Source organism: Formosa sp. A9, assembly GCF_051200825.1.
Lineage (GTDB): Bacteria > Bacteroidota > Bacteroidia > Flavobacteriales > Flavobacteriaceae > Formosa.
In genome coordinates this window covers 3,145,900-3,171,910 of sequence record NZ_CP195158.1, presented here as the reverse complement: position 1 = coordinate 3,171,910, position 26,011 = coordinate 3,145,900, and the positions used below count along the sequence as shown (strand labels likewise).

At 34.3% G+C, this 26,011-nt stretch carries 23 protein-coding genes and 1 tRNA gene; 11 read left to right on the top strand and 13 right to left on the bottom strand.

What is annotated here, in order from left to right; all coding sequences use genetic code 11:
- Positions 1-13 precede the first annotated feature (13 nt).
- The 9 genes from murD to ACR9EA_RS13900 all read left to right on the top strand — a co-directional run bounded on the left by murD (position 14) and on the right by ACR9EA_RS13900 (position 9,851).
- On the top strand, positions 14-1,345 hold the full coding sequence (gene murD, locus ACR9EA_RS13940) for a UDP-N-acetylmuramoyl-L-alanine--D-glutamate ligase (protein ID WP_435134290.1): 1,332 nt from the start codon (positions 14-16) through the stop codon (positions 1,343-1,345).
- Positions 1,345-2,547 (top strand): FtsW/RodA/SpoVE family cell cycle protein, encoded by a 1,203-nt coding sequence (locus ACR9EA_RS13935; RefSeq protein ID WP_435134287.1) that lies wholly within the window; start codon positions 1,345-1,347, stop codon positions 2,545-2,547. Before murD ends, ACR9EA_RS13935 begins: the two co-directional genes overlap by 1 nt.
- A complete protein-coding gene (murG, locus tag ACR9EA_RS13930; protein ID WP_435134284.1) occupies positions 2,547-3,644 on the top strand; it encodes an undecaprenyldiphospho-muramoylpentapeptide beta-N-acetylglucosaminyltransferase in 1,098 nt (365 codons plus the stop codon). The genes ACR9EA_RS13935 and murG overlap by 1 nt, the downstream gene beginning before the upstream one ends.
- Positions 3,644-4,996: a UDP-N-acetylmuramate--L-alanine ligase gene (gene murC / locus ACR9EA_RS13925; RefSeq protein ID WP_435134281.1), complete on the top strand. Its 1,353-nt coding sequence runs from the start codon at positions 3,644-3,646 to the stop codon at positions 4,994-4,996. The genes murG and murC overlap by 1 nt, the downstream gene beginning before the upstream one ends.
- Positions 4,986-5,711, top strand: a complete 726-nt coding sequence (locus ACR9EA_RS13920) for a cell division protein FtsQ/DivIB (RefSeq protein ID WP_435134278.1) — start codon at positions 4,986-4,988, stop codon at positions 5,709-5,711. Before murC ends, ACR9EA_RS13920 begins: the two co-directional genes overlap by 11 nt.
- Positions 5,712-5,714: 3 nt before the next feature.
- Complete coding sequence (ftsA, locus tag ACR9EA_RS13915; RefSeq protein ID WP_435134275.1) at positions 5,715-7,058, top strand: cell division protein FtsA; 1,344 nt, start codon at positions 5,715-5,717, stop codon at positions 7,056-7,058.
- Positions 7,059-7,147: 89 nt separating this feature from the next.
- The gene (gene ftsZ, locus ACR9EA_RS13910) at positions 7,148-9,142 is read left to right on the top strand and encodes a cell division protein FtsZ (protein WP_435134273.1); all 1,995 of its coding nucleotides are present in this window, start codon (positions 7,148-7,150) and stop codon (positions 9,140-9,142) included.
- An 87-nt stretch (positions 9,143-9,229) separates the two neighbouring features.
- Positions 9,230-9,679: a GatB/YqeY domain-containing protein gene (locus ACR9EA_RS13905; protein WP_435134271.1), complete on the top strand. Its 450-nt coding sequence runs from the start codon at positions 9,230-9,232 to the stop codon at positions 9,677-9,679.
- Between the two features lie 98 nt (positions 9,680-9,777).
- Positions 9,778-9,851 (top strand) — tRNA-Arg (locus tag ACR9EA_RS13900).
- A gap of 493 nt (positions 9,852-10,344) precedes the next feature.
- Here ACR9EA_RS13900 and ACR9EA_RS13895 read toward each other — a convergent pair.
- The gene (locus tag ACR9EA_RS13895) at positions 10,345-10,602 is read right to left on the bottom strand and encodes a helix-turn-helix domain-containing protein (RefSeq protein WP_435134268.1); all 258 of its coding nucleotides are present in this window, start codon (positions 10,600-10,602) and stop codon (positions 10,345-10,347) included.
- 151 nt (positions 10,603-10,753) lie between these two features.
- Between ACR9EA_RS13895 and ACR9EA_RS13890 the strand changes: the two genes are divergently transcribed.
- The gene (locus ACR9EA_RS13890) at positions 10,754-11,311 is read left to right on the top strand and encodes a hypothetical protein (protein ID WP_435134266.1); all 558 of its coding nucleotides are present in this window, start codon (positions 10,754-10,756) and stop codon (positions 11,309-11,311) included.
- Positions 11,312-11,416: 105 nt separating this feature from the next.
- On the opposite strand, the gene ACR9EA_RS13885 is transcribed toward ACR9EA_RS13890, so the two are convergent.
- The 11 genes from ACR9EA_RS13885 to ACR9EA_RS13835 all read right to left on the bottom strand — a co-directional run bounded on the left by ACR9EA_RS13885 (position 11,417) and on the right by ACR9EA_RS13835 (position 23,936).
- A complete protein-coding gene (locus tag ACR9EA_RS13885; RefSeq protein WP_435134263.1) occupies positions 11,417-13,327 on the bottom strand; it encodes a hypothetical protein in 1,911 nt (636 codons plus the stop codon).
- Positions 13,324-17,058 (bottom strand): hypothetical protein, encoded by a 3,735-nt coding sequence (locus ACR9EA_RS13880; protein ID WP_435134262.1) that lies wholly within the window; start codon positions 17,056-17,058, stop codon positions 13,324-13,326. Before ACR9EA_RS13880 ends, ACR9EA_RS13885 begins: the two co-directional genes overlap by 4 nt.
- Positions 17,059-17,138: 80 nt before the next feature.
- The gene (locus tag ACR9EA_RS13875) at positions 17,139-17,651 is read right to left on the bottom strand and encodes a hypothetical protein (protein ID WP_435134260.1); all 513 of its coding nucleotides are present in this window, start codon (positions 17,649-17,651) and stop codon (positions 17,139-17,141) included.
- A 43-nt stretch (positions 17,652-17,694) separates the two neighbouring features.
- Complete coding sequence (locus tag ACR9EA_RS13870; RefSeq protein ID WP_435134258.1) at positions 17,695-18,099, bottom strand: hypothetical protein; 405 nt, start codon at positions 18,097-18,099, stop codon at positions 17,695-17,697.
- Positions 18,100-18,120: 21 nt separating this feature from the next.
- Positions 18,121-18,867: a hypothetical protein gene (locus ACR9EA_RS13865; protein ID WP_435134256.1), complete on the bottom strand. Its 747-nt coding sequence runs from the start codon at positions 18,865-18,867 to the stop codon at positions 18,121-18,123.
- Positions 18,868-18,948: 81 nt separating this feature from the next.
- Positions 18,949-19,185 carry a hypothetical protein gene (locus ACR9EA_RS13860; protein WP_435134254.1) on the bottom strand — a complete coding sequence of 79 codons (237 nt, stop codon included), beginning with the start codon at positions 19,183-19,185 and terminating at the stop codon, positions 18,949-18,951.
- A gap of 11 nt (positions 19,186-19,196) precedes the next feature.
- Positions 19,197-20,471 carry a hypothetical protein gene (locus ACR9EA_RS13855; protein ID WP_435134251.1) on the bottom strand — a complete coding sequence of 425 codons (1,275 nt, stop codon included), beginning with the start codon at positions 20,469-20,471 and terminating at the stop codon, positions 19,197-19,199.
- A gap of 135 nt (positions 20,472-20,606) precedes the next feature.
- Entirely contained in the window at positions 20,607-20,990 is a 384-nt protein-coding gene (locus tag ACR9EA_RS13850; protein WP_435134248.1) for a hypothetical protein, read from the bottom strand.
- A gap of 4 nt (positions 20,991-20,994) precedes the next feature.
- Positions 20,995-21,264: a helix-turn-helix domain-containing protein gene (locus ACR9EA_RS13845; RefSeq protein WP_435134245.1), complete on the bottom strand. Its 270-nt coding sequence runs from the start codon at positions 21,262-21,264 to the stop codon at positions 20,995-20,997.
- Between the two features lie 94 nt (positions 21,265-21,358).
- The gene (locus tag ACR9EA_RS13840; RefSeq protein WP_435134242.1) at positions 21,359-22,465 is read right to left on the bottom strand and encodes an RteC domain-containing protein; all 1,107 of its coding nucleotides are present in this window, start codon (positions 22,463-22,465) and stop codon (positions 21,359-21,361) included.
- 43 nt (positions 22,466-22,508) lie between these two features.
- The gene (locus tag ACR9EA_RS13835) at positions 22,509-23,936 is read right to left on the bottom strand and encodes a hypothetical protein (protein WP_435134240.1); all 1,428 of its coding nucleotides are present in this window, start codon (positions 23,934-23,936) and stop codon (positions 22,509-22,511) included.
- 298 nt (positions 23,937-24,234) lie between these two features.
- On the opposite strand from ACR9EA_RS13835, the gene ACR9EA_RS13830 reads away from it, so the two are divergent.
- Complete coding sequence (locus tag ACR9EA_RS13830) at positions 24,235-24,939, top strand: thioredoxin domain-containing protein (protein ID WP_435134238.1); 705 nt, start codon at positions 24,235-24,237, stop codon at positions 24,937-24,939.
- Between the two features lie 11 nt (positions 24,940-24,950).
- Here ACR9EA_RS13830 and ACR9EA_RS13825 read toward each other — a convergent pair whose 3' ends face one another.
- Entirely contained in the window at positions 24,951-25,985 is a 1,035-nt protein-coding gene (locus ACR9EA_RS13825; RefSeq protein WP_435134236.1) for a nucleotidyltransferase family protein, read from the bottom strand.
- Between the last annotated feature and the right edge of the window lie 26 nt (positions 25,986-26,011).

Sequence of the window (26,011 nt, the reverse complement as noted above, 5' to 3'; positions counted from 1 at the left end):
TGAACTAAAAATAATGCAGCGAATTGTAATACTAGGAGGAGGAGAAAGTGGTGTTGGGACTGCGCTTTTGGCTAAAGCAAAAGGTTACGAAGTTTTTGTTTCCGATAAGGGAAAAATTAAAAATAAATATAAAAACGTTCTTTTAAATAATAAGATTGATTGGGAAGACGAGCAGCATACAGAGGCTAAAATTCTTAATGCAGATCTAGTAATGAAAAGTCCAGGAATTCCAAGTACTGTGAATATAATTGGACGATTAATAGCAGCCGGCGTTCCCGTGATTTCAGAAATTGAATTCGCATCGTATTTTACTGATGCTACAATTGTTGGAATCACTGGGAGTAATGGCAAAACAACAACGGCAAGTTTAACTCATCATATTCTTAAACAAGACCTGAATGTAGGTTTGGCAGGGAATATAGGCGATAGTTTTGCGAAGCAAGTATTGGAGTGTAACTACGCTAACTACGTGTTGGAGATTAGTAGCTTTCAGCTAGACGATATTAAAGATTTTAAACCTAAAATAGCGGTTATTACCAATATTACACCAGATCATTTAGATCGCTATAACTATAATTTTGATGAGTATATCGCTTCAAAATTTAGAATAGCCATGAATCAGACCTCAGACGATTATTTGATTTATGATGCCGATGACGATGTGTTGGTGTCTTGGTTAGCATCGCATCCCGTTCAATCCCAATTATTGCCTTTTTCGTTAGTGAAAACTATAAAAAATGGCGCCTATTTAAGTAACGAAACAATAAATATAACAATAGATAACAATCATATAAGTATGTCAACAAAAGACCTAGCGTTAGAAGGTAAGCACAATATTAAAAATGCCATGGCAGCATCTACTGTGGCGCACTTATTAAAAATAAGAAAGCAAACCATTAGAGAGAGTTTAGAAAACTTTCAGGGGGTAGAGCATAGGTTAGAGCATGTTTTAAAAATTAATAAAGTACAGTATATAAACGATTCTAAAGCTACAAATGTTAATGCAACATATTATGCTTTGGAAAGTATGACGGCTCCAACAGTTTGGATTGTTGGTGGACAAGATAAAGGGAATAATTACGAAGAATTATTTCCGTTTGTAAACGAAAAAGTTAAAGCGATTATTTGCCTAGGAGTAAATAACGACAAGTTATTAGAAAATTTTGGGAATATGGTTGATGTTATAGTGGAAACCCAATTTATGGCCGAAGCCGTAAAAATAGCTTACAAAATAGCCGAGGCAGGAGATAATGTGTTGTTGTCTCCAGCGTGTGCAAGCTTTGATTTGTTTGAGAATTACGAAGATAGAGGTAGACAATTTAAAGATGCTGTAAGAAACTTATAATGCAAGAATTTTATAAAAACTTAAAAGGAGATCGATCTATTTGGGCTATTGCTGCTTTGCTGGCAATATTCTCGTTTTTGCCCGTGTATAGCGCGTCCAGTAACTTGGCCTATATGCGCGGTAGCGGTGGTACTTTTACGTTTTTTGTAAAACATTTTATGCATTTGGTACTTGGTTTTGCTTTTATGTATGGGGTGCATAAAATACCTTATCGCTATTTTAGGGGCTTATCTATAGTTATGATTCCTTTTGTGGTGGGCTTGTTAATAATTACCATGTTTCAAGGTACCACAATAGAAGGAGCAAATGCCAGCAGATGGATACAGATACCGCTAGTTAACATGTCGTTTCAGACGTCAACTTTGGCTTCGGTAGTGCTTATGGTATATGTGGCTAGATACATGTCTAAAATGGCCGATAAAAAAATATCGTTCCAAGAGTCAATTTTACCACTTTGGATGCCTGTTTTTACAGTACTTATTTTAATTTTGCCGGCTAATTTTTCTACGACGGCTATCATTTTCCTAACCGTATTGGTTTTAGTGTTTTTAGGAGGATATCCATTAAAGTATCTTATGCTTATTGTAGGCGCTGGTGTGGTGGGCTTGGCCATGTTTATATTGGTGGCAAAGGCATTTCCAGATGCAATGCCAAACCGTGTAGATACTTGGATGAGTCGTATCGAGAATTTTTCGAATGGAGAAGATACCGAAGAAGATTATCAAATAGAAAAAGCTAAAATAGCCATTGCCTCTGGAGGTATTCAAGGCATGGGGCCAGGAAAAAGTATTCAGAAAAACTTTTTGCCGCAGTCGTCATCCGATTTTATTTATGCGATAATTATCGAAGAATACGGGTTAATAGGTGGCGTGTTTTTATTGGTTATTTATATGTGGTTTTTAGTGCGCATTGTAATTGTGGCGCATAAGGCAGAGTCTATTTTTGGTATGTTGGTCGTTTTAGGGGTTGGCTTGCCAATAGTTATTCAAGCCCTAATAAATATGGCTGTGGCAGTAGAGCTGTTTCCGGTAACGGGGCAAACATTGCCATTAATTAGTAGTGGAGGAACCTCTATTTGGATGACATGTCTGGCCATAGGTATTATATTAAGTGTAAGTGCTAAGCAGGATGTTGTAGCAGAACGTATAGAAAAAGAAAAGGAAGAAGATAATCCGTTAGAGATTTTATCTGAAGCAATGTAATGAGTAAAAATTATCGAATCATATTATCAGGTGGTGGTACAGGGGGGCATATTTACCCTGCAATTGCAATTGCTAACGAGTTGAAGCAACGCTACCCTGATGCTGAATTTCTTTTTGTAGGCGCAAAAGATAGAATGGAGATGGAGAAAGTACCGCAAGCTGGTTTCGATATTGAAGGCTTATGGATTTCGGGAATTCAGCGTGAATTAACACTTAAAAATTTAATGTTTCCGTTCAAGCTTATCAATAGCTTATATAACGCAAGCAGAATTATAAAACAGTTTAAGCCAGATGTTGTTATTGGTACAGGTGGTTTTGCGAGTGGTCCTTTGTTGCGAATGGCGGCAAGTAAACGCATTCCTGCTTTAATTCAGGAACAAAATTCGTTTCCAGGTATAACCAATAAAATGTTGGGCAGCAAGGTTCAGAAAATATGTGTGGCTTACGATGGGCTAGAACGTTTTTTTCCGAAAGAAAAAATTATAAAAACAGGAAATCCAATACGGCAAAGTTTGTTAACGGTACATACTAAAAAAGAAGAAGCAAAGGCCTTTTTTAAGTTGGTGCCCGATAAAAAAACCTTATTGGTAATAGGAGGGAGTCTAGGTGCTAGGCGTATAAATGAATTGATAGAGAAAGAACTAGATTACCTTCAAATGCAAAACATTCAGGTTATTTGGCAATGTGGCAAGTTGTACTATAAGACCTATAAAATTTATAGTAATACAAAAAATGTGCAAGTGCACGAATATATAAATAACATGGATTTGGCTTATGCGGCAGCCGATTTTATTATATCGCGGGCAGGAGCAAGTTCGGTGTCAGAATTATGTATCGTGGGCAAACCGGTTATTTTTATTCCGTCGCCTAATGTTGCCGAAGACCATCAAACTAAAAATGCGATGGCGATAGTAAATCAGCATGCCGCCGTATTAATACAGGAAGCCGATTTGGATGTAGATTTCGAGAATAAATTTTCTCAGTTAATGGCGTCAAAAGAAAAACAAGACGAATTAAGTAAAAACATTAAAGCATTAGCCTTGGTTAATGCTACTAAAGATATAGCAGACGAAGTAGAAAAGTTATTGCGTAAATAATGAATTTAAACAGCATACATAACGTTTATTTTATTGGTATTGGCGGTATTGGCATGAGCGCTTTAGCGCGGTATTTCCAAGCTAATAACAAATGTGTTGCTGGGTACGATAAAACCGCTTCCGAGGTTACCGAGGCATTGCAAGCCTTGGGGATCGCTATACATTTTGAAGACAAAGTTTCTAAAATAGAGTCAGCATTTTTAAACGCCCAAAATACGTTGGTGGTGTATACACCTGCTGTGCCTAAAGATCATAAAGAGTTACAGTACTTTAAAAGCAATCCCGATTTTAAAGTTTTAAAGCGGTCGGAAGTGTTAGGCTTAATTACAGAACACACCTTTTGTTTGGCTGTTGCTGGTACGCATGGAAAAACCACAACCACTAGTATTTTAGGGCATTTATTGTACGAATGTAATGTGCCGGTAACGGCATTTCTTGGTGGTATTAGCGAAAATTACAACTCCAATTACATTGCAAGGGGAACAGAAGTTTCGGTAGTGGAAGCTGATGAATTCGATAGGTCGTTTTTAACCTTGTCGCCAGACTTGGCTTGTATTACCTCTATGGATGCCGATCATTTAGATATTTATGGTAAAGCTGAAGCATTGCAGGAATCGTTTGTAGACTTTTCTAAAAAAGTGAAGCAAAACGGAAAGCTGTTTGTGAAAAACGGATTGCCAATACAAGGAATTACGTATGGTTTAGAAGACGATTCGGACTATACCGCATACAATATTACTATTCAGAACGGAAGTTATGTGTTTGATGTTAAAACTCCAACAACCGTTATTAAAAATTTGCAATTTAACCTACCCGGTAGACATAATTTGTCGAATGCATTAATAGCCTTGGCGATGGCTGTAGAGTATGGTTGCCCTCACCAGCAGCTCGCCAAAGCTTTAGCATTGTATACAGGGGTTAAAAGGCGCTTTACGTATCAAATCAAAACCGAAGACTTGGTGTATATAGACGACTATGCGCATCATCCGGAAGAGATTCATGCGGTGTATCAGGCGGTTAAAGAAATGTATCCTAACAAGCATATATTGGCGGTATTTCAGCCACATTTGTACAGTCGAACCCAAGATTTTGCAAACGAGTTTGCCGAGCGCTTATCGGCTTTCGATTCGGTGTATTTATTAGATATCTATCCTGCGCGGGAACTGCCTATAGCAGGGGTGTCGTCGGAATGGTTGTTGAGTAAAATTAATAACCCCAACAAACAATTGGTGAGTAAGGCCAATTTGGTTTCAAAAATAAAATCTAGTCCTGCGCAAGTGGTATTAACCTTGGGAGCTGGAGATATAGGAGCAGAAGTTAAACATATAAAACAGGCATTACATGGCATTTAAAGTACAATGGGCTTATGTTAAAATGGTTGCTTTATTAGCGCTTATCGTGTTCCTGTTTGCTTTTGCAACGGTTAGAAATAACGATAGAAAAGTGTCGGCGCCAGAAATTAGCTTTTTGGGAGATAACAATCTGTTTATCACGCAAGAAACTGTTAGTAAGTTGTTAATACAAAAAACTGTAGACACTTCGAATTTGATTAAAGAAACTTTAGATTTGAATGCCTTAGAGTTTGCCCTGAATTCTAACCCAATGATAAAATCTGCCGAAGTGTTTGTCGATATTAACGGCGAACTGAATGCAGAAATAGAACAAAAAAAACCTATTGCGAGAATTCGCACTACAACATCTTATTATTTAGATGATGAAGGTGGAGCCATGCCATTATCGTCTAACTATACAGCTCGAGTACCTTTTGTTGTGGGACATGTAGATGAAAATAATTTGAGTAACGTTTTTAAAATTGCTCAGAAAGTTTATAATGACACCTTTTTAAAGCAGCATGTTGTAGAAATTCATCAGAACGACAATAACACGATTTCTTTAAAATTAAGACAACACCATTTTAGCGTGTATTTAGGAAATTTAAATCAGTTAGATAAAAAAGTTAATAATTTAAAAGTGTTTTATAAAAAGGCGTTGAAAGACGGTACACTTAACAATTACAGTAACATAAATTTGCAATTCGACAACCAAGTGGTGTGCACCAAAAACTAAACTATGGAACATAATATAGCAGTTGGATTAGACATTGGAACCACAAAAATTGTGGCCATGATTGGTCGTAAAAACGATTACGGGAAATTAGAAATTTTGGGCATTGGTCGCTCAAAAAGTTTAGGTGTACATCGTGGTGTGGTGAGTAACATTACACAAACCATTCAATCTATCCAGCAAGCTGTTCAAGAGGCAGAAGCTTCTGCAGGTATTAAAATAGAGGGCGTAACTGTTGGTATAGCAGGGCAACATATAAGAAGTTTACAACATAGCGATTATATTACCAGACCTAATTCCGAAACGGTTATCGACGAAACAGATATCGATAAATTAATCAATCAGGTACATAAACTGGTAATGCTTCCTGGCGAAGAAATTATACATGTATTGCCTCAAGAGTATAAAATAGATGGGCAGGCAGAAATTAAAGAACCTATAGGTATGCATGGCGGCCGATTAGAGGCTAACTTTCATGTGGTTGTAGGGCAGGTGTCGTCTATACGAAATATAGGAAGATGTATAAAAAGCTCCGATTTGGAACTGGAGCGTTTAACCTTAGAGCCATTAGCATCAGCCAATGCAGTTTTAAGTCAGGAAGAAAAAGAAGCAGGAGTAGCTTTAATAGATATAGGTGGAGGAACCACAGATTTAGCCGTGTTTAAAGACGGTATTATTCGTCATACAGCTGTTATTCCTTTTGGTGGAAATGTCATAACCGAAGACATAAAAGAAGGATGTTCTATTATAGAAAAGCAGGCAGAGTTGCTTAAAATTAAATTTGGTTCGGCTTGGCCTGGCGAAAATAAAGACAACGAAATTGTATCTATTCCAGGATTAAGAGGTCGCGAGCCTAAAGAAATTACACTCAAAAACTTGTCTAAAATCATTCATGCACGTGTTGTAGAGATTATAGAGCAAGTGTTTTTAGAGATAAAGAATTACGGTCACGAAGAACAAAAAAAGAAACTTATTGCAGGTATTGTGTTAACAGGTGGTGGCGCACAATTAAAACACCTAAAGCAATTGGTAGAGTATATAACAGGGATGGACACTCGTATTGGGTACCCTAACGAGCATTTAGCAGGCGATAGTAACGAAGATATTACCAGTCCGTTATATGCTACCAGTGTAGGTTTGGTTTTAGATGGGTTAAAACACCAAGAGCGCAAACAACGCGATATAGAAATTGAAGAAAAAGCAGCAGAGCAAATTGTAGAAGACGATATCGAGGAAGCGCCTAAGCAACAAGAACCACCGCAAGAGCAACCCGTGGTAAAAAAGGAACGCCGTAATTTTCTAGATAAGTTTACCGATAAAATTAAGGACTTTCTAGATAACGCAGAATAAAAGCACACAAAGTCATCCTAAAAAAGGGATAGGCGTAACAAAAAAGAATCAATACTAAAGTAAAGAAATAAACCAGTAAAAAAGAATTTATGAGCAGCAACAAAGAATTCGCAAGTATCTCATTTGACTTACCAAAGAACCAATCAAATGTCATTAAAGTTATTGGTGTTGGTGGTGGTGGTAGCAATGCCATCAATCACATGTTCCAACAAGGCATCAAAGGTGTAGATTTTGTAATCTGTAATACCGATGCGCAAGCCCTACAAAATAGTGGCGTGCCTAACAAAATCCAATTAGGTCTCGATCTAACAGAAGGTTTAGGTGCTGGTGCCAACCCAGAAATAGGGGAGCAATCGGCTGTAGAAAGCTACGAAGACATTAAACGCATGCTAGATACCAATACAAAAATGGTATTTATTACTGCTGGTATGGGAGGTGGAACAGGTACAGGAGCCGCTCCTATTATTGCTAAAATGGCTAAAGATTTAGATATTTTAACAGTAGGAATTGTTACCATGCCGTTTCAGTTTGAAGGTAAAATGCGTAATGAACAAGCTCAAAAAGGTATTGAAAAACTTAGAAGTGTAGTAGATTCTTTAATTGTAATTAATAATAATAAACTTCGCGAAGTTTACGGAAATTTAGGCTTTAAAGCTGGATTCTCTAAGGCAGACGAAGTGTTATCCACAGCTGCTCGTGGTATTGCCGAGGTAATTACCCACCACTACACACAAAACATCGATTTACGCGATGCTAAAACCGTATTAAGTAATAGTGGTTCTGCTATAATGGGGTCTTCGGTTGCATCTGGACAAAATAGAGCGAAAGATGCCATAATGAAAGCCTTAGATTCGCCTTTACTTAACGATAACAAAATTTCTGGAGCTAAAAACGTATTGTTGCTTATCGTTTCTGGAGCTCAAGAAATTACTATCGATGAGATTGGAGAAATTAACGACCACATTCAAAATGAAGCTGGACACGGTGCAAACATTATTATGGGGGTTGGCGAAGACGATTCGTTAGAAGAATCTATCGCGGTAACCATTATAGCAACGGGTTTTAATTTAGATCAGCAGGACGAAATTTCTAATACCGAAGCTAAAAAAGTGGTACACTCGTTAGAAGACGAGCAAAATTTAGAAAAGCAAGAGTCTAATAAAATAGAGCGCGAACCAGCTATTATAACACCAAATATCGAGCTTAAAAAAGAAGAGCCACCAAAAGTGGTTAGACATACTTTAGATTTAAACGATCTAGAAGAATTCGAAACTCAGCCGCAATTACCAAAAAAGGAAGCGACTAAGCCGTCGTCGAATGTTTCAGATTTGGTACCGACAACCGAAGCCATTAAAAATATTGAAGTCGATTACGAAGATTTATCTCATGTAGATGTTAACGATTTTGTGTTTACCGAGGTTAAAAATCATCAGGTAGAAGAGCCAACCGAAACGTTTGATATTGAAGAAGAGAAGCAAATCACCTTAACTTTCGATATGCCATTATCTAAAGGTTCTGCAGATACTGATGCTAATGAAAAAGTGGTTAAGCACAATCTAGAAGAAGAAAGCGACCATGTTAAAAATATCGCAGTTAACGATTATGTAGAACTTGTAAATGTTACCGAAGCTACCGAAAAAGGGGAAGTACGTTACGTGTTAGATGATTATTCTGAGCCAGAAAGTGAAATTACAAGAAAACCAGTTCAGAAACCGGTAGAAGATAAAGCGCTTAATGAGTTTGATCAAAACATTAGTTTCGTTAAAAAAGAAGCGAAGCAAGAGCGTCCGGTACAGGATAATAAAGTAGAAGAGGTCGATCCTATGCATAGTCCTATTTCGGACATGTTGAAGGAGCGTGCCGAAGAGCGCCGTCGTAAAATGAAGGATTTCAACTATAAATTCAATACCTCGAAAATTGATGAAATAGAAAAAATCCCAGCATATAAACGTCAGGGTGTAGATTTAAATGAAACGCAGCATTCATCTGAAACTAACATGTCTAAAACCAGTTTAGGAGTAGACGATAATAATGATATTCAGTTAAGAAGTAATAATTCGTTTTTACACGATAATGTAGACTAGATTAATAGCAATTTTAGTTAATTTTAAACCCAAAAATCTCTAAGTGTTTTTGGGTTTTTCTTATTATATTCGCATCAAAATTAGAATATGGGTTTACAGCAAGATATCATGACGGCTATGAAAGCTGCTATGAAAGAAAAGGATCAAACAGCATTAGCTGCATTACGAGCAATAAAATCGGAATTATTGTTAGCGCAAACAGAGTCTGGTTCTTCGGCAGAAATAACTTCAGAGCAAGAAATAAAAATATTATCAAAATTGGTAAAACAGCGTAAGGATAGTGCTGCTATTTTTACAGAGCAAAATAGAACAGATTTGGCCGAGCCTGAATTGGCACAAGCCGAAGTGATAAGTCAGTTTTTACCAGAGCAATTAACTGAGGCTGAAATAGAGCAAGTTGTAAAAGCGACAATTACTAAGATTGGTGCAGAAGGCATGAAAGATATGGGTAAAGTAATGGGAGCGGTTAATAAGGAATTAGCTGGTAAAGCCGATGGCAAAACCATTGCAGACCTTGTTAAAAAGAGTTTAGCATAAAATTAAAATCGGGCTTGCGTACCTGCCTGCCAATAAGGTAGGGTTTAACTGGAAAGAAAATCTGGTTTCAGGCGCAAAATCAAATTACAGATTAAAACGGCTGCGTAGTTCAACTGGATAGAATATCAGATTTCGGCTCTGAGGGTTGGGGGTTCGAATCCCTCCGCGGTCACTAAATAAAAACCTTAATTATTTGTTTTTCAAATAGTTGAGGTTTTTTTATTCTTTAATATTCTCTGTAATGGTACAATATGTGGTACAATTATGATTTGAAACTCACTATTCTTACACTCAAATTATGACTATCAAAAAATCTTTAACTTTCTAATACACGTGTGATCGAAGCAATGTTTTTAATCAATTCTAAGAAGTCGGTTTATTATTTCCTTATGTTTATTTGATAGGAGTTACGCTCTAAATACTATTCAGGGCTATTTTTAAGGCTGTAAAGGAGGTTAAGTTAATGATAGGGTTCTTTGGTCTAGACCTTGACTATATTTGTACACATGGTAAAGGTATAAGGGCTATATGTTATTGTATGTGTAGTGATACACAGTATAAAAGAAAGTACCTCAGAATAGGAAAGTCAAAATTTAAAGGGCACGGGGTATATTTAGATGTTACTAATCATGAATTTTTGACTTTTTAAAACTGTGCTGCTGTTATTAAAATAGGTTAATCTTGCCTACAGGAATAAACTCTCCATTTTCTTTTATATAAAGTACCTTTTGTTTATCGCTGTCCTTCGACTCAAATAAATCCAAAACCTCAACATCTAAAACCGTTGCTATACGTTGCAAAGTTTCTAAAGTTGGATTCCCGTTAATAAGTTTGTTTAGTCCTATTGGGGTAATGTTTAACTCGTTTGCTAGGTCTTTTTGAGTTTTTCCCTGATGCTTAAGTAATTCTTTAATTTTTAACATGATTAACTTTTTGTCAAAATTAACCATAAATGTTTAATATGCAAATGTAAATTAAACAAATAAGTATTATTTTATTTGTTTTGTATTGTATTTATATGTTATATTTGCAATGAATAGTTATACACCTAAGTATAATTTAAACTTTAAATATATGGTACTTTCAGAAAAACAAATTCCAGAACAAATTAACCTTATTAAATCTTATCCATTTGATTATTTAGTTTTAGAGACTAAAAACCTAAGATCTCATTTCAGCAACTTTCATTTTAGTATGTCAATAGAAGTATTAGGACTTATTAACTCTGTAGGATATTTGAACAAATTATTCTTTGATTTAGGGAGCCCCAATAAATTGGATCCAGAAGTTCTTTATAAAGTTATAGACTTTATTTTGCGAGGGAGTGAATTCACAAAAGAAGACCTTAAGAAATATTTTAAACTTACTAAAGAAATTGAATACTGCTACTGTTCCTTGTGGAATTTCTCAGATATTATGAATGAATTACCTTTTGAAATTGAACTTGAATTATTTGGAGTTACTCATAGTACTTTCATAAATAAGTTAGACTATGAACAACGATGTGTATTAACGGAAGATTACGGCATTTTACAAAGCGAGTTTTTCAAGAGTAAAGAAATGACTTTTGAAATGTTCTCTGTTAAAGTAGAATCACTCATATCTGAAACCTTTAAATCCGATATAGATTAGTTTGACCATTATAAAGGATAAACAAACTTTAATTAAGTATAGACTAGGTTTAGTTCTATTTTAGAAAGGCAAAGGGAGGGGTTAACCTCCCTTTTTTATTCATAGTTAATCAAAGTTTTCGTCAAAGTCTCCGTCAAAGTCTCCGTATTCTGTGTTTCCGCTGCCTCTGGTATCTTGTATTGATTCTAATTGCAATTCTAATGTCATAACACATTGATACAATTTTAGTTCGGCAGACCGAACAAAAGCCCAACCTAAAGAACTTTTTATTTTGTCTAAAGGGTTGAAGTTTTTTAGGTCTGTACAGCCTAGAATTACATTAATAGGCTCTTGATTAATAGCAGGAACTTTAGTTGTAAAATTTGTGTCTACACCATTCATGCTGCCGTTTAAAAATATTCGACCGTATTTCCATAACTTGTCGTGTAGATAAGCCCAAGATAAAGAGTTGTTAATTGTAATACCTGTATCTAGAATTGGGTTCACTTGAATTGTTTTAAAGGTTAATAAGTCTCTATAGCCATTTGAAATGTTACTATCGTTGTAAATTTTTCTTAGAGAACCTGAGCTTTCACATGCAACAAGTGTAAAGCCATCTAAAGACACTTTGTCTTCTCCTTTTATCTGGTCTGAAATGATATGCATGATATCGGTTGTAATATTGCTCACATCGATTGGCTTTGATTTTGTGTTATCTTCTAAACATTCTGAGTTATAAACAATGTCAGTTCCTACAAAATCTAAATTTTCAGACTCCATAAAAGAAAATTCTTCGTATTTGTACCAGTCAGTAGTGTTATAAGAATATTTTTTCGTGCCTCTTAAGTGATTTGAGTACTTTGATGAGGTTAGATCAAGTCCTAGGTTATTTATAAACCAACTTACATGCTCAATTATAAATTCTCCACTCTCTATCTTATATCCTAAATTAAATGTGTTTAAGATATCGCTAAATAATTCTGGAAAACTAATTTCTGCTTTTGTAGAAGGATTCCTGTAATTAGGATACATGCGTTTTACATCGGACTTTTGATGTAGTATTAAATTTGTCCATAAATTTGTTTCGCCTGTTACGTAATTGATGCTGGTTTGATTCTTTGGATTCCATTGAAAGAAATCTGAAACCACTGTTAATCCGGGGCAATAATCATTTATAAAGGCCTGAATAACGTCTAATAGTTTAAAACCGTTTACAAAGAAATATCGAGGACCAATAGGAACGCTTGTTTTTAAATTAGCATAATAACATTGATTTGATCCACCTGTTTGAAAATGTTTATCTCCAATAAGAACAGGCTCGAAAGATTCATTTTCAGAACTATATACCCTGTAATATTTATCTACATAAAGAGTTTCATTGTCTACCGTGAATATATGCTGTACACAGTTTTCAAGTAAAATCCAATCGTCTGTTGTTGGCTGTCCACAAGGCACCCACATTTCTTCCCTTGCATATAGTTTAAAATCTACTCTAACATTAGATGCGTCTACAGTTTTTTCATGCATTAGTGTCCATCCTGTGAGTTCTAATTCTTCTGTAGTTCCAAATTCTTTACAATCTAAACAATCATCCTTGTTATTGCATGTTAATGTATTTAGAAAATAACTTGGACAGTCTGTGGCATATAGGGGGAGATTATAATCGTATAAATTTTTAGACTTATCGTTTTCAATACATTTATACGGGCTTGAATTCTTAACCTTAAAAGAAACGGTGCACCTTTCTAAATCCCAAACTCCCGAACTCATAGCAAATATACCCTCAAATCTAACGGTTTCTTGTCCACCACAAGTCATGTAAACTCTAAAGGTTTGCAGTTCGCATCTAGTGTCCGACTTTTCTAAATTGTAGAAGTATTTATAATCATTTCCTATTAGAACGATATCTTTAATTTCTTCTTCATAATCAAATCGCCTTTCATCTGATTTTGTGAATTGGATAGATAAATTTCTTCCTGAATTAGGGGTGATATCGAATGTATCTAAGGCGTTCTCTATTTCAAATCTCCACTTCATTCTTCAGTAGTTTTTTTAGGGTATTTTTTTATTGTCTGTCCTTTTTTAACAAAGTAGAATTCTTTAGTTTCCCAAGAGGTAGTGGTGTTGTCTCGTTCGTTTTTATAACCATCGAACTCACTTTTAAAAGCATCTTTGAACTCTTTAAGCTCTTTTAAAACACCATCGTTTTTACTTGAGGCTTGCTCTTTTGCCTGCGCTGCCTGTACCGTAACACGGTTAATGTGCCTAACTACTTGGGTAGTTTGTTTGCCTACTTCTGGCACACCGTATTTTTGTTTTAAAAATTCTTCTAGATTGCCGCGACCTTGCGAATCTGCAATTAAGGCGTCTAGAATATCGCTATACCTGCCTTGTTGCCTTCTATTTGTAACATAAAGTTTTTCTCCATCTTCAAACTCTGCCACCTTACGGCCACTTTTGGAATCGTACAAACCGAAACCGCCCTGCTCGTGGCGAGGACCATTTAAAGTAAGTGCCCCCTCTTTTAAACCTTGCCTAAAGCTTTGTGCTTGTTGTGCTTGAGATTTAAACTGTGCAAACAAGGCAAACATAGACGCTATATAACCTGCGGCCAATAATATTCCTGCAAAAGGGATTCCTGAATAGGCTTTTAATATCTCTGTTCCGGCTGTTATTAAGTTTGATGTTTGCTGTGCGGCATTGGCTAAAAGTTCTGCCTTTGCTAACTTGTTTTTACGTTCTTGGGCTTTTTTAAGTTCTTCTTCTTCCTGGCGTTTTAAATCCTTTAAATCTTGAAGCTCCTTTTTTCTTAATTCATAATTATTAGCATAGCCTTCATCGTACAAATCCTTTTCTTTCTGAACTTGATTTTCTACTTCGCTAATTGTATCATTGATGAGGTTTACTCTTTCCTGATGATATTCTACTTCTGCTTGTAACGATGATTCTAATGCTCTATATGAGGTTTCAATCGAGGTGGTTAGGCTGTCTGAAAATGCCTTTAAAGCTTCTTTGTTCTTTATCCCGTCTAACCCCAAGGCTTTTCCAAGTTGCTCACTAAAAGACCTTATAGAAGCAGTCCATTTACTAAGCCCTTTTGAAAATGTTTCCTTTTTAGTTGCTTCCCCTATATCTTTGATTTCTATACCTACCTTTTTAAGTGCTTCTACAATCTTTAAAATATCAGTGGTTACTTCTGGACTAAATACCTGTTTTAATTTTGCAGAAATATTATTCAATTCTAATTCTGAATCAACTTCCTGCAAATCTGCTATCAATTGTTCAAAAAGAGATTGATCTTCGAACTTCAAACTATCTCTATAAACTTTGAGTTGCTTTTCTAAAAAGTCTTTCTCATTTGCTAATAGTTGAATTGATTTTAACTTTTCATTGTTAATGATTTCACGTGAGTTTAATTGATAAATTTTGAGGATTGAATCTGCTATTTCTTTTTCTCTTTTAATACGCTCTAAGCCTGTATTTATATCAAAGTTTGTGATTTCTTGCTGTTCAATATTTGTGATGGCTTTGAGCTTGTTTTTTATATCCAATTTATCCGCGTAATCTTCCGTTTCGGCTAATTGTTTACCTAGTTCCTCCCTTATCTTACTCCATTTTCTGCCTATTGCTATCCTTTCGGTTCTTGCCTCTTGATTATAGACCTCGTTAATTGCGGAAATGGCATTAAACCTACTCTCCTCGAACTGTTTATTGTACTTTTCGTCTATCTCGTTAGTATCTTTCCGTAACTGCTCGTATGCCGTGCCCGTTTCTTTGTTGTAGATTTCGTCGTACTTTTTACGAATAATCAATTTTTGTTCTTCGGTTGCATTTAAATTATCTATCTGTTTTAAATACGCTGCTTTTTCTTCTTCCAACTGGGCGTTTAAGGCTGCTTTTTCGCGCTCGCGATTGCTTTCGATTCCTTGTTGTTGTAATTGCTTTCCTTTATCTACTAAACTTGCTAATAGTGATTCATATTTTGTTACTGTGTCACCTAAAGTTTTTGTCGATTCGCTTCCAGTAATACCTAATTCTTTTGCTAATTCAAGACTTTCTTTTTTAACCTCATCGGCTATTTTTCGGTATCTTTCCGCTGCCTGTTCTGCTATTTGGGCTGCTTCCTCATTTTCTTTTTTTGCATATTCATTTGGCGTCTTATCTCCAAATATAGATTTTACATAGTCAAACGGTGAAGCCTCAACTTCATTTCTTAATTTTAAAGCTTCTTGTATTTTGTTTATCTGCAAAAGAGTTGCTGCTTCTGCTTTTGCTTTTAATTGAAGATATTTAATGTATTTATCTCCGTTAGTAATAAGGCGTTCTTCTAGTTCAATATAATTTTTAACGGCTCCTAATGTGTTTCCAAATTCTTTGTTATAGTCTTTGACTGCTTCTTTTTGTTGATCTAATGTTGCGCTACCTCTTTCAACGGCACTAATCATTACTTTTAACTTTGCTACTTGTTCGGTATAAATGGAATTAGTTTCCTTATTCAAGGTGTTAATTTCTTCTGTCTCCTCGTTAACTATCCCCATCCATTTAGCGATATCTTCCCAATACACAACAATAGCAGCCAAAGCACCAATCAATAAGCCGACTCCTAAAAGTTTACTTGCTGCCAATAGGCGAGAGGTGGCTTTTGCTGAGGTGTCTACTGCTATAGAATATTGTTTTTGAATTAGTGTTAACCCTTTATAGGCTAGAGTGTCTTTCTTGGCTAATTCTATTTGTACGGCTTGCAGTCCGTTTAATAGGGCTATAGCACCGTTAAGCTTTATTAATGTTTGTTCTAATTCTTCCTCTTGTTCTCCAAATAATGCTGCTGCTCCTTCAGCGGCACTAAATGCACCAACTAAACCACTTACGGCACCAAGTAAGTGATCTAAATTCGAGGTGTGAGAAGATGCACGGTTTAATTCTTGGTTTGTGTCTCTGATTACCTCATTGTATTGTGCAGCTTTATCACGAAGTTCTTCCCATCTTGCAGAACCACGTTTACCTTCTAATTCCAGCTCTATTAACTCATCTTTTACCCGTCTTAATTGGGTTTCTAGACTTACGTTTTCTTTAGCGACACTTTTTATTTGTGCTTTGTAATCTTCGAGCGCGACTTTTTCTTCGATTAATGCTTTCTTAGCGGCTTCTCTTTCTTGTATTAGTTCTGCTTGAAATTTACCCGGAGCCGTGTTTTTAATCTGGTCATTGACCGATTTAATGTAGTCTTCTGTGGATTTTATATTTAGTTTGGTCTCCTCGATTTTAGAACTAATAGAATCAAAACTATTGACTGTGTTATTAGAGGCCGTTTTTAACTTACTGTCAAAAAACTCAATTAAGGTATTGAGTACTTCAAAATCGTTAGAAGCTTCTTTTAGGTTCTTTGTTAATAAATCTAAATCTTCTAAACTTAGGTCTAAGTTCTTTAAATTTTGTAGGTTGTTTTCAATTAATGAAAGAGAGGAGTTGAATTCTTTTAACTGTTCGTCATTGAAGGATTGCTTATTTGCTTCGTTTAATGATTGTATTTGTTTTTCAAGTATAACGGCTGCTTTTGCTTCCTCTGTTAATTGTTTGGTGTTTTTTTTAAGGGCTTGATTTACCTTTTCATAGTCTTTTACTGTATTGGTTGTATAGTCGTTCATAGCCTTTTCTCCTTTGGCTATTTCTTTATTGTGTTTTTCCCAATATCCAGAAAGGTCTTGAAGGTCGTCTTTTAACCCAGAAAGGTCTGCTGCTACCTTAAATAGTATTTCATCACTTGCCATAACGGTACGTTTTAATTTATAAATTCTTAAATACCGTTATTGTTGAGCCGCGGTTTGCTCCTGTAACAAAGTTAATTATTTTACCAATCCTTAGTTTCTTCAAACATGGATTCTATTTTTTTATTTACGGAGTTTTCTATAGCAACCTTTTTACCTATAGCAGCAAGATTGCTTATATATTCACCATTTCTAGTGAAGTACTGGTCTGGTTCTACTAAATACGTTTGCCCATCAGAGCCTACAGAATAAACAGAGGTTACATTTACCCTTATTTTATAATCTTTGAATTCAATTTCTAATTCAGGAATAATTACATATTCATACTCTCGTTTTTTACCTTTTTTTGTTTCCCAAGAGTATGTTGTGTTATCTAAATACTTGAATTTAATGTATTCATTTTCAACTTCTGAAACGATACAGTTTTTTAGAATATCACAATTGTTAACTACGTTTAGTTTTACCTTTTTGTAAGATTCTTGTTTTGTTGAGGTGACCTCCTGAACAAATGTATTATAGCCTTCCTTGGTTATGGTAAAACTATCCTGAGAATAAACACTAAGAGTTATAAATAAGCACAGTAAAAAAGCCTTCATAGTTTTAAAAAATGGTTTATTAAAGTTAACAAAATTCGAGTCTTTAAACCTCATCATTACCATTGAATTCCTGTATGATAATCTTACGTTTACCCATAACGGATGATATAGGTTTATTTCCTGAAGTAACATCTACTGATTGTTTGGCCTTACCGTCAATAGTTTCTAATATTATTTGTAAGGCTTTTAAACTGTCAGAACCTTTTTTACTCATTGCCCAATCGTTTAATTTCATTGCAAGTTGCATTTCTGTAGCGATTTTAATCCTTACCGATCCATTGTCTTCTATTTTGATAACATTTTCAGGCTGGATTATCATTTCTCCATTGGATTCTAAGAGTTCTATCATTTGATTTTTTATAGACGGTTTACGCCCTCCCTTATTCGTGTCCTCTGGTCTTTTATCAAAACCATTTGTGTTTACTTTATCTCCGAAATTATCTATCATATTTGAGTGTTATTAGAGTGTTTAGTCTGTTAAACTTATTAATTTCAATTTAAATTTTTCTGAGAGCCTTTTATCTAGGTTGTAAAGGAATTCTATTAAATAGTTATTAATCATTGATATTTTTGAGAATCCAAAAGTTATCATACTTCCTTCATGTCCAGAGTAAATCGGAAATTCCTTTGTAAATTCTTTTGTAATTATGCCTCTATTATGAACTATTAAATTTCTTTGTTTTATCAATTGATTGAACTCTTTTTTGTCTTCAATAGTTTCAAATAATTCAATGTTCAGTCTGGACTTGAAATATTTCTCTATGTCATTAACACCTCCATAAAATAATTGAGAAATCTTTTTCTCTACTAAATCTTCTATTAGATCATCCATGTTATCAAAAGAGAGGATATAATCTAAGGGTTCCGTGTCTCTAGATTTTAATATTTTTGGGTTGATTCTAACAATTTCAGATAGCACTTCTTTAAAATAGCATAAACAACTATCTACTAACCTAGAATAGGCCATTTGCCCAAATATATCTTCATACAACCCAACGTCAAAGAGAGCCTCACTATCACTCTTTTCTAAGAATTCGGCCAATATGTTAATTTCGCTTTTACTGGCTTGGGCTGCCTTTCTAAGAGCTTTTTCTAAATTCAATTTTAGATTTTCTTTTTCTGGATGTTCAGCAAATGTTAAGAACATTATCAGAAATTCGGTCATTCCTGAATTTTGTAGAAATGTAGAGTAGGATAGAGTGGCTTTTTTTGTCATAATTAAAAACTGATTTACAGTAAATTTATAAAAGCAGTCGCAAAAAAGAATTTAATAAGTTCTTTTTTAGGAACAAGTAAATTAAATTTCTGTTTTTAAATTCGAGTATTTGTCTAACTGCCTACCACCTTCAAAAACTACCAACCTTAATAAATCATGTGTTTCTGTTTCATAGATTACCTCAACAAAGAATTTGTCTACAGCATAACAAAGAAGGGATTCGTGGTCCTTTTGTAGTTGCCCGACTAATTGCCCCAATGTACTAATGGTATTCATTTTTTTTCCAAATTCTAAATTACCGAATTCTGTTTTTGTCATTTTATTAGAGTTTAAGTGATGTTGAAAAGTCGCATTTGATTTTCTGAATAAAGTCCTTTCTGTCTCCTGTTCTGGTTACTGTGTGCGTTTCTTATGTTATGAGCAATTTCTTTTATTTGAGTTTCATAGTCTGAGTTTATCCAATTCTTAGAAAGAAACTTACTTTTTATCATTTCAAATATTTCTTTATCATACTTGTGATAAAACCTCAACCCTGTATGACTTAATTTATCACTCTTTTTTTGCATCGAAATGTCAAGGCCAGTAACTAAACAAGTTCTAGGACTGTCTTTGTTTGTGCAGGCTATGCACTCTATAAATGGTGCATAGTTAGGATTTAAAAGTGGTGCATAGTTAGGGTGTTTTTCTTCTATTAAAAACCAATCCCACTGTTTACGCATGATTTCAAGGATTTTTCCTATTAGGTTTGAACCGTATTTTTTTGACAACTTATTTAAGTCCTCTTTTTTATCATTGTACTTATCATAAGAGCAATTTTCAAGCTTACAATCTTCAATTAAAGCTCTCCAATACTTGTCGCTTTTGTAGTTGTTTAGTTTCTCTTGAATTCTTTTTGAAGGTGGTGCTATTATAGTGTAATCATAAATAATTAAGTGCTTAAACTTCTCAATGTGTTTCTCACTTATTTTTTTCCAATTATCAATATTAAGCAAGTCTCCTACTGTCTTTATCCCTATGCGTTTTAGCACTCTTGTTTTCTTTATTTGCCATTCTGTTCTTAGTATATTGTCTTCAGAATATTTAGGGCAATCATGGGATTTACTGTAGAACTTTAAACGGTTATCATTTGCAGGACTGCCCGAAATTTTAGAAGTCTTAATGTGTGGAGGATTAAAACTAAATTCCTTCCGTTGTTCACAAAAAGTATATTGTACTACCTCGGTAATATCAAAGGGTATTGATAAATTTAAACCAAACTCAGGAGGGTTTAATTCTAACTTAAATAGGTCTACGTTAAATAGACTAGCGAACTCTAGTAAAAAATGTTTCGCCTTTGTAAAATTGACTTTGTCTGCATTGTGCTTCCCTTGGTTCATAAGATAATGAAATGAACCCTTGCATTTTAACTCATCGTATTCATCCTTAGAAGTGTATGTTAGTGTGAAAAAAAGGTTGTAGTATTTATAAGTTCTTTTAGTAGTGTACTGCTCCCCAGAATCCTTGCAGTATCCTACATATTCGTTTACAGGTTTTAATAGACCACTATTAAGAAAGTTTTCTATTTGCTGTTTATTGGAGGTGAAAAAGGGCAAATTATCGTACATTCAAGGACTTTTATAGGATATTCTATCAAAGAATTATTTTATATTTGTTGTTAGGTAATGCGTTGCCAAGTATTACTCATTTGAACGATTTAAAAGACGGGAGGAATACCCGTCTTTTTTTATGTTCTGTGAGTACTATTTGATTTGCTTTGTTAGATTTAGAAAATCTTTTGTGTAGAAATTTTGAAAATAGTAGATCGTTAGAATACTATATCCCTGAGAGAATTCGAATAATAAGAGGTGTTTTTTCTTATCAATATCCCCTCTGTAGAAGTTCTTTTTACCTATTTTAAAAAGCCCTGTTAAACATTCGCTCCATTTATCACCTTCCCTAACTTTTAACCAATAGTCTGGACTAGATTTTGCAAAACTTTGGTCTTTACTAAGGTTTAATTTGTTGGTTAGTTGTGAAACTCCGTTTCTGACTTCTTTTAACTCGTAGTGCTTTACTGTGTTGTATTCTCCTCCTGTAGTTTCTTGAAATACATGGGTTATCATTATCGGGTATTGCGTTGCCATTGCTTTACTTATTAAGTTTAACAATGGCTTTTTCTACCTCAGCACGTTTGTAATAGACGCGGCCTCCGCACTGATACGCGGTCAAGATGCCTTTCTTTGTCCAGTTATGAACAGAACTAGCATTGATTTTGAAGAAGTCTCCAACTTCATTCCTTGTTAAAAGTTCTTCAGATTTTTTAGGAGAGAACTTTGATTTAAGTTCCTTTAGTTCTGATTTGATTAAGTCAATGTCAGACTTGAACTCTGTAGGTAATTCTAATTTAATTGCTTGCATTTTCCAAATATTTGAAAGATTAATATTTGGCTAAATTGCATTGATTTCAAGTGCTTTAACCCATAGGTATGGCCTACCTATGGTTAGTTTTAATTCATTTTGTTTTGTTTTGTAACTCGTTGTATAAAGTCTCTGTTAAATTAGTTAGGAATTTAGTTTCATTACCGTTGTTCCTTTTTTTTATTTCTTGCAATTGTTGAGGTATGGTTTCTGGATTAATCTTTACCCCAAAAAATTCAGAAGCACTTAAGATGGCGTTTTCATAGGTTCCCTTAAATGTACCATTAACATGTAATGCTTTTATTAACTCTGTAAATTCTACATTTTTTCCATGCCATTGCAATTTTATGTTAGTTTTATTAATTCCTTTATTTTCTAATTCATTAATTTTATTCTTAATTTTTTGTTCAAACCTATAAAGCGAAAAGAATTCATAGGGGAACAATAAGCCTTCCAAATCTATACTTGATTGCATGTTCTGGAATAATTTTTCTCCTTTTTGTGTAAGGTTTTTAGGTTTAGTGGTTGTATTTAAAGGCACTTCTAGGCCGTTATTTATTCTTTCTTTAATGGCAAGGTCTATTTGTTCAGAAGTATATCCGTTTTCTTGTGTTTCTTTTTCTTCAAAGAGATAAAAAGATAAGTCGTATAGTAAGGCCTTCAATAATTCAATATTATAATTTTTTGAGGTTTCCTGTAACAAAATAGTCATATCAAAATCACCTATTTCCTCATATCTTATTTTGTCAAATAATTTAAAACTTTCCGACTCATGATCTCTCGTGTTGTCTTCAATAACGTTGGTTTTTTCATACTTCTCAGATCCGAAAAACATTTCATGGTTATTTTTTTCACTTATAAAGTAGTTTAGAATTCTCTCGAAAGCATATTTTAAACGTTTTCTTTCTTCTTCAATAACAACATTATTACCGTCCTTGATTTTAAATAGGATAACTTGATGTAAATTTGTGCCGATATATTCTGACTCTATTATTTCTTCTCCAGATGTTGAGGTAATGTACGTTACATTTTGTAAGCAAATTTCATAATGTTTAATGCCTTCCTCTATGAAATGAATTTCTGTACTGTCTGGATATTTTTCATTATAATATTCTTTGTCTTGTGAATAGTTTTCTTTGAATTCTTTATAGTTAAAGTATGTCCTAAAGTCTAAGCCGGATTGATTTTTGTCTGATTTCATTTGAACTTTTTTGTTGCGTTGCCTATTCGTTTACTGCCGTATTCTAAATTATTTTAAGTTTATGAGGCTTATTGGTTTCTTTCGTTCGCGTGTTGTGGAAATGGTCTATTTGTTCCTTGGTTCTTTCTATATTGCTTTCGTCTTTATTGTTAATGTAGGCTCTAAGTTGGTTTTCTGTGGAATGGCCTGTTATGGCTGTTATTAATGCTGTGTCAATTTTTCCATAATAGTTAGTTGCAAACGAACGTCTAAAGGTTCTCGATGTTATTAATTTACATTTAGGGTATTCACCTCTAATATTTCTGATAACCTTTTTTCCTTCAACCTTAATTACTTCTGCTTTGCTGCCTTTTACCAGCTCTTTAATGCCTGCTTCTTCGCAAACTTCCTTTATGTCCTCATTAAGTTTTACTCCGTTGTCTGGATAGTTGGTTTGAGGAATCCCATATTTGTCAATCAAGTATTTAATTCTTTCTGTGATTATGATCTGAACAACTGTATCGGTTTTTTCTGTTCTGAATTTCCAGTAATCCACACCGTTTATAGTTTGAATATTTTCATCATTTAATTTGTTGAAGTCGGAGTATCTTAAACCTGTTTCGCAACCTATTAAAATTGCTTTTTTCGCATCGAATAACGATTCGTTTTCAAGTTTGGTTTCGTCTATGGTGTCTAGTTCATTATAGTTTAATGTAATAACAATTTTGTCTTTGTAGACTTTATCAAACATTTTGAATGTTTTAAGCTTCTTACTTACTTGGATATAATCTTTATCATCATTTTCATAGGCGTTTACTGCCGAACTTCTAAACCTTTTCAATTGCGCGTTTGTATAAGATTTGCTGTACCTCATATCAAGGACACTCCAGTTCATAAATTCATCTGCAAAATCTTGATTAAGGTCTTTGATGTTGAATTTTATTTTTTTTGCCTCTTGATATTTCAAAAGCATGTTATAAGTAACCTTATACTTTTTAAGTTCGTTCTCGTTGGTTTTATATTTGACGAACATTTTTTTTATTGCGGATTCTAGAAGATTGGCCTTTATTATTTCTTTTTCTTCCTGGTCCTTTTTGTTTTTCGCTTCGGTTATTTGTTTTGAAATTGCGTCTATCTTGGTTTTAGTGTCCAAAACATTAGTCAAATCAAAAACCTTTTTCTTTAACCATTTTGAGGTTATAGGCACCCCTTTATTATAGTCGGAAATGAAGTGTTCAATAATAGAATCTTGAATGTTTGTTAATTCTTCCTTATGATTTTTAAATTGAGAAGAACCGTTGTTAGGGAGGTCTTTTAATTGAAGATGTCTGTTTATGGTTTTTCCTTTACGTGTAGTTCGTTTAAACCAATACTCTTTTCTTGATTCTATGGGAGTTGCAACCCTATAATCTATCTCTTTTCCGTGAACAAACCTTATTGAAAGTTTGCCTATATCGTTAGTGCTCCGATATATGAAGTTTATTTTTGCCATAAGGAATAATTTGAACAATGTAAATATACAAAATGGTACAATCTGCGGTACAATTATGTTGTTATATTTTAAATTATTTTAAATCATTTTATAACCTTAGTGCGTGTAAAGTGCCATTAATAAAGGAAATTCTATAATAATCTGTTATAATCTATTTTTATTATTCGAATCCCTCCGCGGTCACCATAAAAAGCGTCATTAACAACTGTTAATGGCGCTTTGTTGTTTTATAATATAAACATTCGTTAAAATCAAAGGTTCGCTCGTAGTATACCTGCAATTTCTATACATTTACGGCATGAAAGCACAATTTTTAATCCGTTTGTATTTAGGCTTAATGTTTTTAAGTGTTATGGCTTGTCAGCAAGATGAACATAGGTTACTTGCTCCATCTGGAGTGGCTCAAATTATTGAAGAACAACAAACCCTACAAATTATAGACGTAAGAACTCCAGAGGAATTTAATGGTGGTCATTTAGAGGATGCTAAAAATTTCAATTGGAAGGATGATAGTTTTACTGATCAAATTTCAGCTTTAAATCCATCAGAGCCAATACTAGTATATTGTTTGAGTGGAGGTAGAAGTGCCAAAGCAGCCGAATATCTACGAAATGAAGGTTTCAAATACGTGTATGAGTTGGATGGAGGAATAGTAAAATGGCGTAGTGAAAACCGTAAGGAAGTAGCCGAGGAGGTTGTAGATTCTGGGATGAGTCTTGCTGAGTTTCAGCATATGTTGGTGTCGGATAAATTAGTATTGGTCGATTTTTATGCCGAATGGTGTTTACCGTGTAAAAAGATGGAACCTTATTTAAACGATATAGCATCCGATATGGCAACTACGGTTAAAGTAGTTAGAATAGATGCCGATAAAAATAAAGCCCTCTGCAAAACGTTAAATGTAGCTGCTTTACCTGTTTTGCAATTGTATAAAGATGAAACTAAAATCTGGGTACATTCTGGGTTTATAGAGAAAGAAGAAGTCTTAAAACAGTTGCAATAATTAGTATAAAATTACTTCTTTTTAAATAGCTTATTCTTGAAAATATGCGATCGGTAACTTTTGTTGGTAGCAAAAGTGATGACCCGGTCTTTAATATTGATGTAATATCGCTTTAGCCTGTATGTGGTCTTTAAATAGTTGCGATGGTTAATGGCGTAACGATAATCATTTTGTTTGCGTTCTAAATGTTGCTTTAAAGGTGGAAGCTGATATTCTGGAAAGAGCACTTTGTTTAAAGCAAGATAATGGGCGCATACTGGAGTTTTTGCGAGTGATTCTATAAGCGTTTTATTGTTGAATAATTTAAGAACCAGACTGTCGTAACTATTCTTTAATGAGAGATGGTTGTAGTAATAGCCATCATCATTAATTTGCCATGCTAAAATATTATGTAAATTCAGGAAGTAATTATTGGGGACGTTTATTTGGTTAATTTCTTCTTTGGTTTGCAACATGTCATTAATGTCTAATAAATGATGATGATTATATTTTAAGACATTGGTGTGTAGCTCCACAGCGGCCAATTTATGCTCGGAAGCTTGTCTCGGATAATGCCTGTGATGTTTTACTTCGTAATCAAAATCGTAATGCTTGGTGTAACCTGCGGTATTTAGTAAATGAAAAGCTTGGTCTATTTGGTGTTGCGCAATTAAAATATCAATGTCCCCAATCATACGTTCGGAAATCGATTCGTATAATCCGCTAGCGAGCATAGCAGCACCTTTTAAAAATACATGATCGATATTATGCGCTTTAAGTAATGCGCTTAAGGTGGTAACTTCTTCTAAAATTTGAAGGTTTCGTTCTAAATTTAACCGGTTTATTTCTTCTAAATACAACACAAGGTCTTCGGGAATACTATCTAACAATCCTTTACTTTTAAGCCTAATGTATATTACAGGAATAATTAAATGACTACTCGCTACACGAACCACATCTTCCCAATCGATAGGCGATTTCTGGATACACGCTTTTAATTCGGTAACATCGGTTTCAAAACTTAATATACTGGCAATCGTAAAATACGTTGAGTGTATGTAAGGCATAAATGGTTGTTGAATTGAACTGTAAT

What these genes read in the sequence shown, in the direction of transcription:
- murC (WP_435134281.1), top strand. Translation starts at nt 3,644, where the DNA reads ATGAATTTAAACAGCATACATAACGTTTATTTTATTGGTATTGGCGGT.
- ACR9EA_RS13920 (WP_435134278.1), top strand. Translation starts at nt 4,986, where the DNA reads ATGGCATTTAAAGTACAATGGGCTTATGTTAAAATGGTTGCTTTATTA.
- ACR9EA_RS13825 (WP_435134236.1), bottom strand. Translation starts at nt 25,985, where the DNA reads ATGCCTTACATACACTCAACGTATTTTACGATTGCCAGTATATTAAGT.
- ACR9EA_RS13835 (WP_435134240.1), bottom strand. Translation starts at nt 23,936, where the DNA reads ATGGCAAAAATAAACTTCATATATCGGAGCACTAACGATATAGGCAAA.
- ACR9EA_RS13890 (WP_435134266.1), top strand. Translation starts at nt 10,754, where the DNA reads ATGGTACTTTCAGAAAAACAAATTCCAGAACAAATTAACCTTATTAAA.
- ACR9EA_RS13875 (WP_435134260.1), bottom strand. Translation starts at nt 17,651, where the DNA reads ATGAAGGCTTTTTTACTGTGCTTATTTATAACTCTTAGTGTTTATTCT.
- ACR9EA_RS13895 (WP_435134268.1), bottom strand. Translation starts at nt 10,602, where the DNA reads ATGTTAAAAATTAAAGAATTACTTAAGCATCAGGGAAAAACTCAAAAA.
- ftsZ (WP_435134273.1), top strand. Translation starts at nt 7,148, where the DNA reads ATGAGCAGCAACAAAGAATTCGCAAGTATCTCATTTGACTTACCAAAG.
- ACR9EA_RS13860 (WP_435134254.1), bottom strand. Translation starts at nt 19,185, where the DNA reads ATGACAAAAACAGAATTCGGTAATTTAGAATTTGGAAAAAAAATGAAT.
- ACR9EA_RS13865 (WP_435134256.1), bottom strand. Translation starts at nt 18,867, where the DNA reads ATGACAAAAAAAGCCACTCTATCCTACTCTACATTTCTACAAAATTCA.
- ACR9EA_RS13885 (WP_435134263.1), bottom strand. Translation starts at nt 13,327, where the DNA reads ATGAAGTGGAGATTTGAAATAGAGAACGCCTTAGATACATTCGATATC.
- ACR9EA_RS13905 (WP_435134271.1), top strand. Translation starts at nt 9,230, where the DNA reads ATGGGTTTACAGCAAGATATCATGACGGCTATGAAAGCTGCTATGAAA.
- murD (WP_435134290.1), top strand. Translation starts at nt 14, where the DNA reads ATGCAGCGAATTGTAATACTAGGAGGAGGAGAAAGTGGTGTTGGGACT.
- ACR9EA_RS13880 (WP_435134262.1), bottom strand. Translation starts at nt 17,058, where the DNA reads ATGGCAAGTGATGAAATACTATTTAAGGTAGCAGCAGACCTTTCTGGG.
- ACR9EA_RS13870 (WP_435134258.1), bottom strand. Translation starts at nt 18,099, where the DNA reads ATGATAGATAATTTCGGAGATAAAGTAAACACAAATGGTTTTGATAAA.
- murG (WP_435134284.1), top strand. Translation starts at nt 2,547, where the DNA reads ATGAGTAAAAATTATCGAATCATATTATCAGGTGGTGGTACAGGGGGG.
- ACR9EA_RS13850 (WP_435134248.1), bottom strand. Translation starts at nt 20,990, where the DNA reads ATGGCAACGCAATACCCGATAATGATAACCCATGTATTTCAAGAAACT.
- ftsA (WP_435134275.1), top strand. Translation starts at nt 5,715, where the DNA reads ATGGAACATAATATAGCAGTTGGATTAGACATTGGAACCACAAAAATT.
- ACR9EA_RS13840 (WP_435134242.1), bottom strand. Translation starts at nt 22,465, where the DNA reads ATGAAATCAGACAAAAATCAATCCGGCTTAGACTTTAGGACATACTTT.
- ACR9EA_RS13855 (WP_435134251.1), bottom strand. Translation starts at nt 20,471, where the DNA reads ATGTACGATAATTTGCCCTTTTTCACCTCCAATAAACAGCAAATAGAA.
- ACR9EA_RS13845 (WP_435134245.1), bottom strand. Translation starts at nt 21,264, where the DNA reads ATGCAAGCAATTAAATTAGAATTACCTACAGAGTTCAAGTCTGACATT.
- ACR9EA_RS13935 (WP_435134287.1), top strand. Translation starts at nt 1,345, where the DNA reads ATGCAAGAATTTTATAAAAACTTAAAAGGAGATCGATCTATTTGGGCT.
- ACR9EA_RS13830 (WP_435134238.1), top strand. Translation starts at nt 24,235, where the DNA reads ATGAAAGCACAATTTTTAATCCGTTTGTATTTAGGCTTAATGTTTTTA.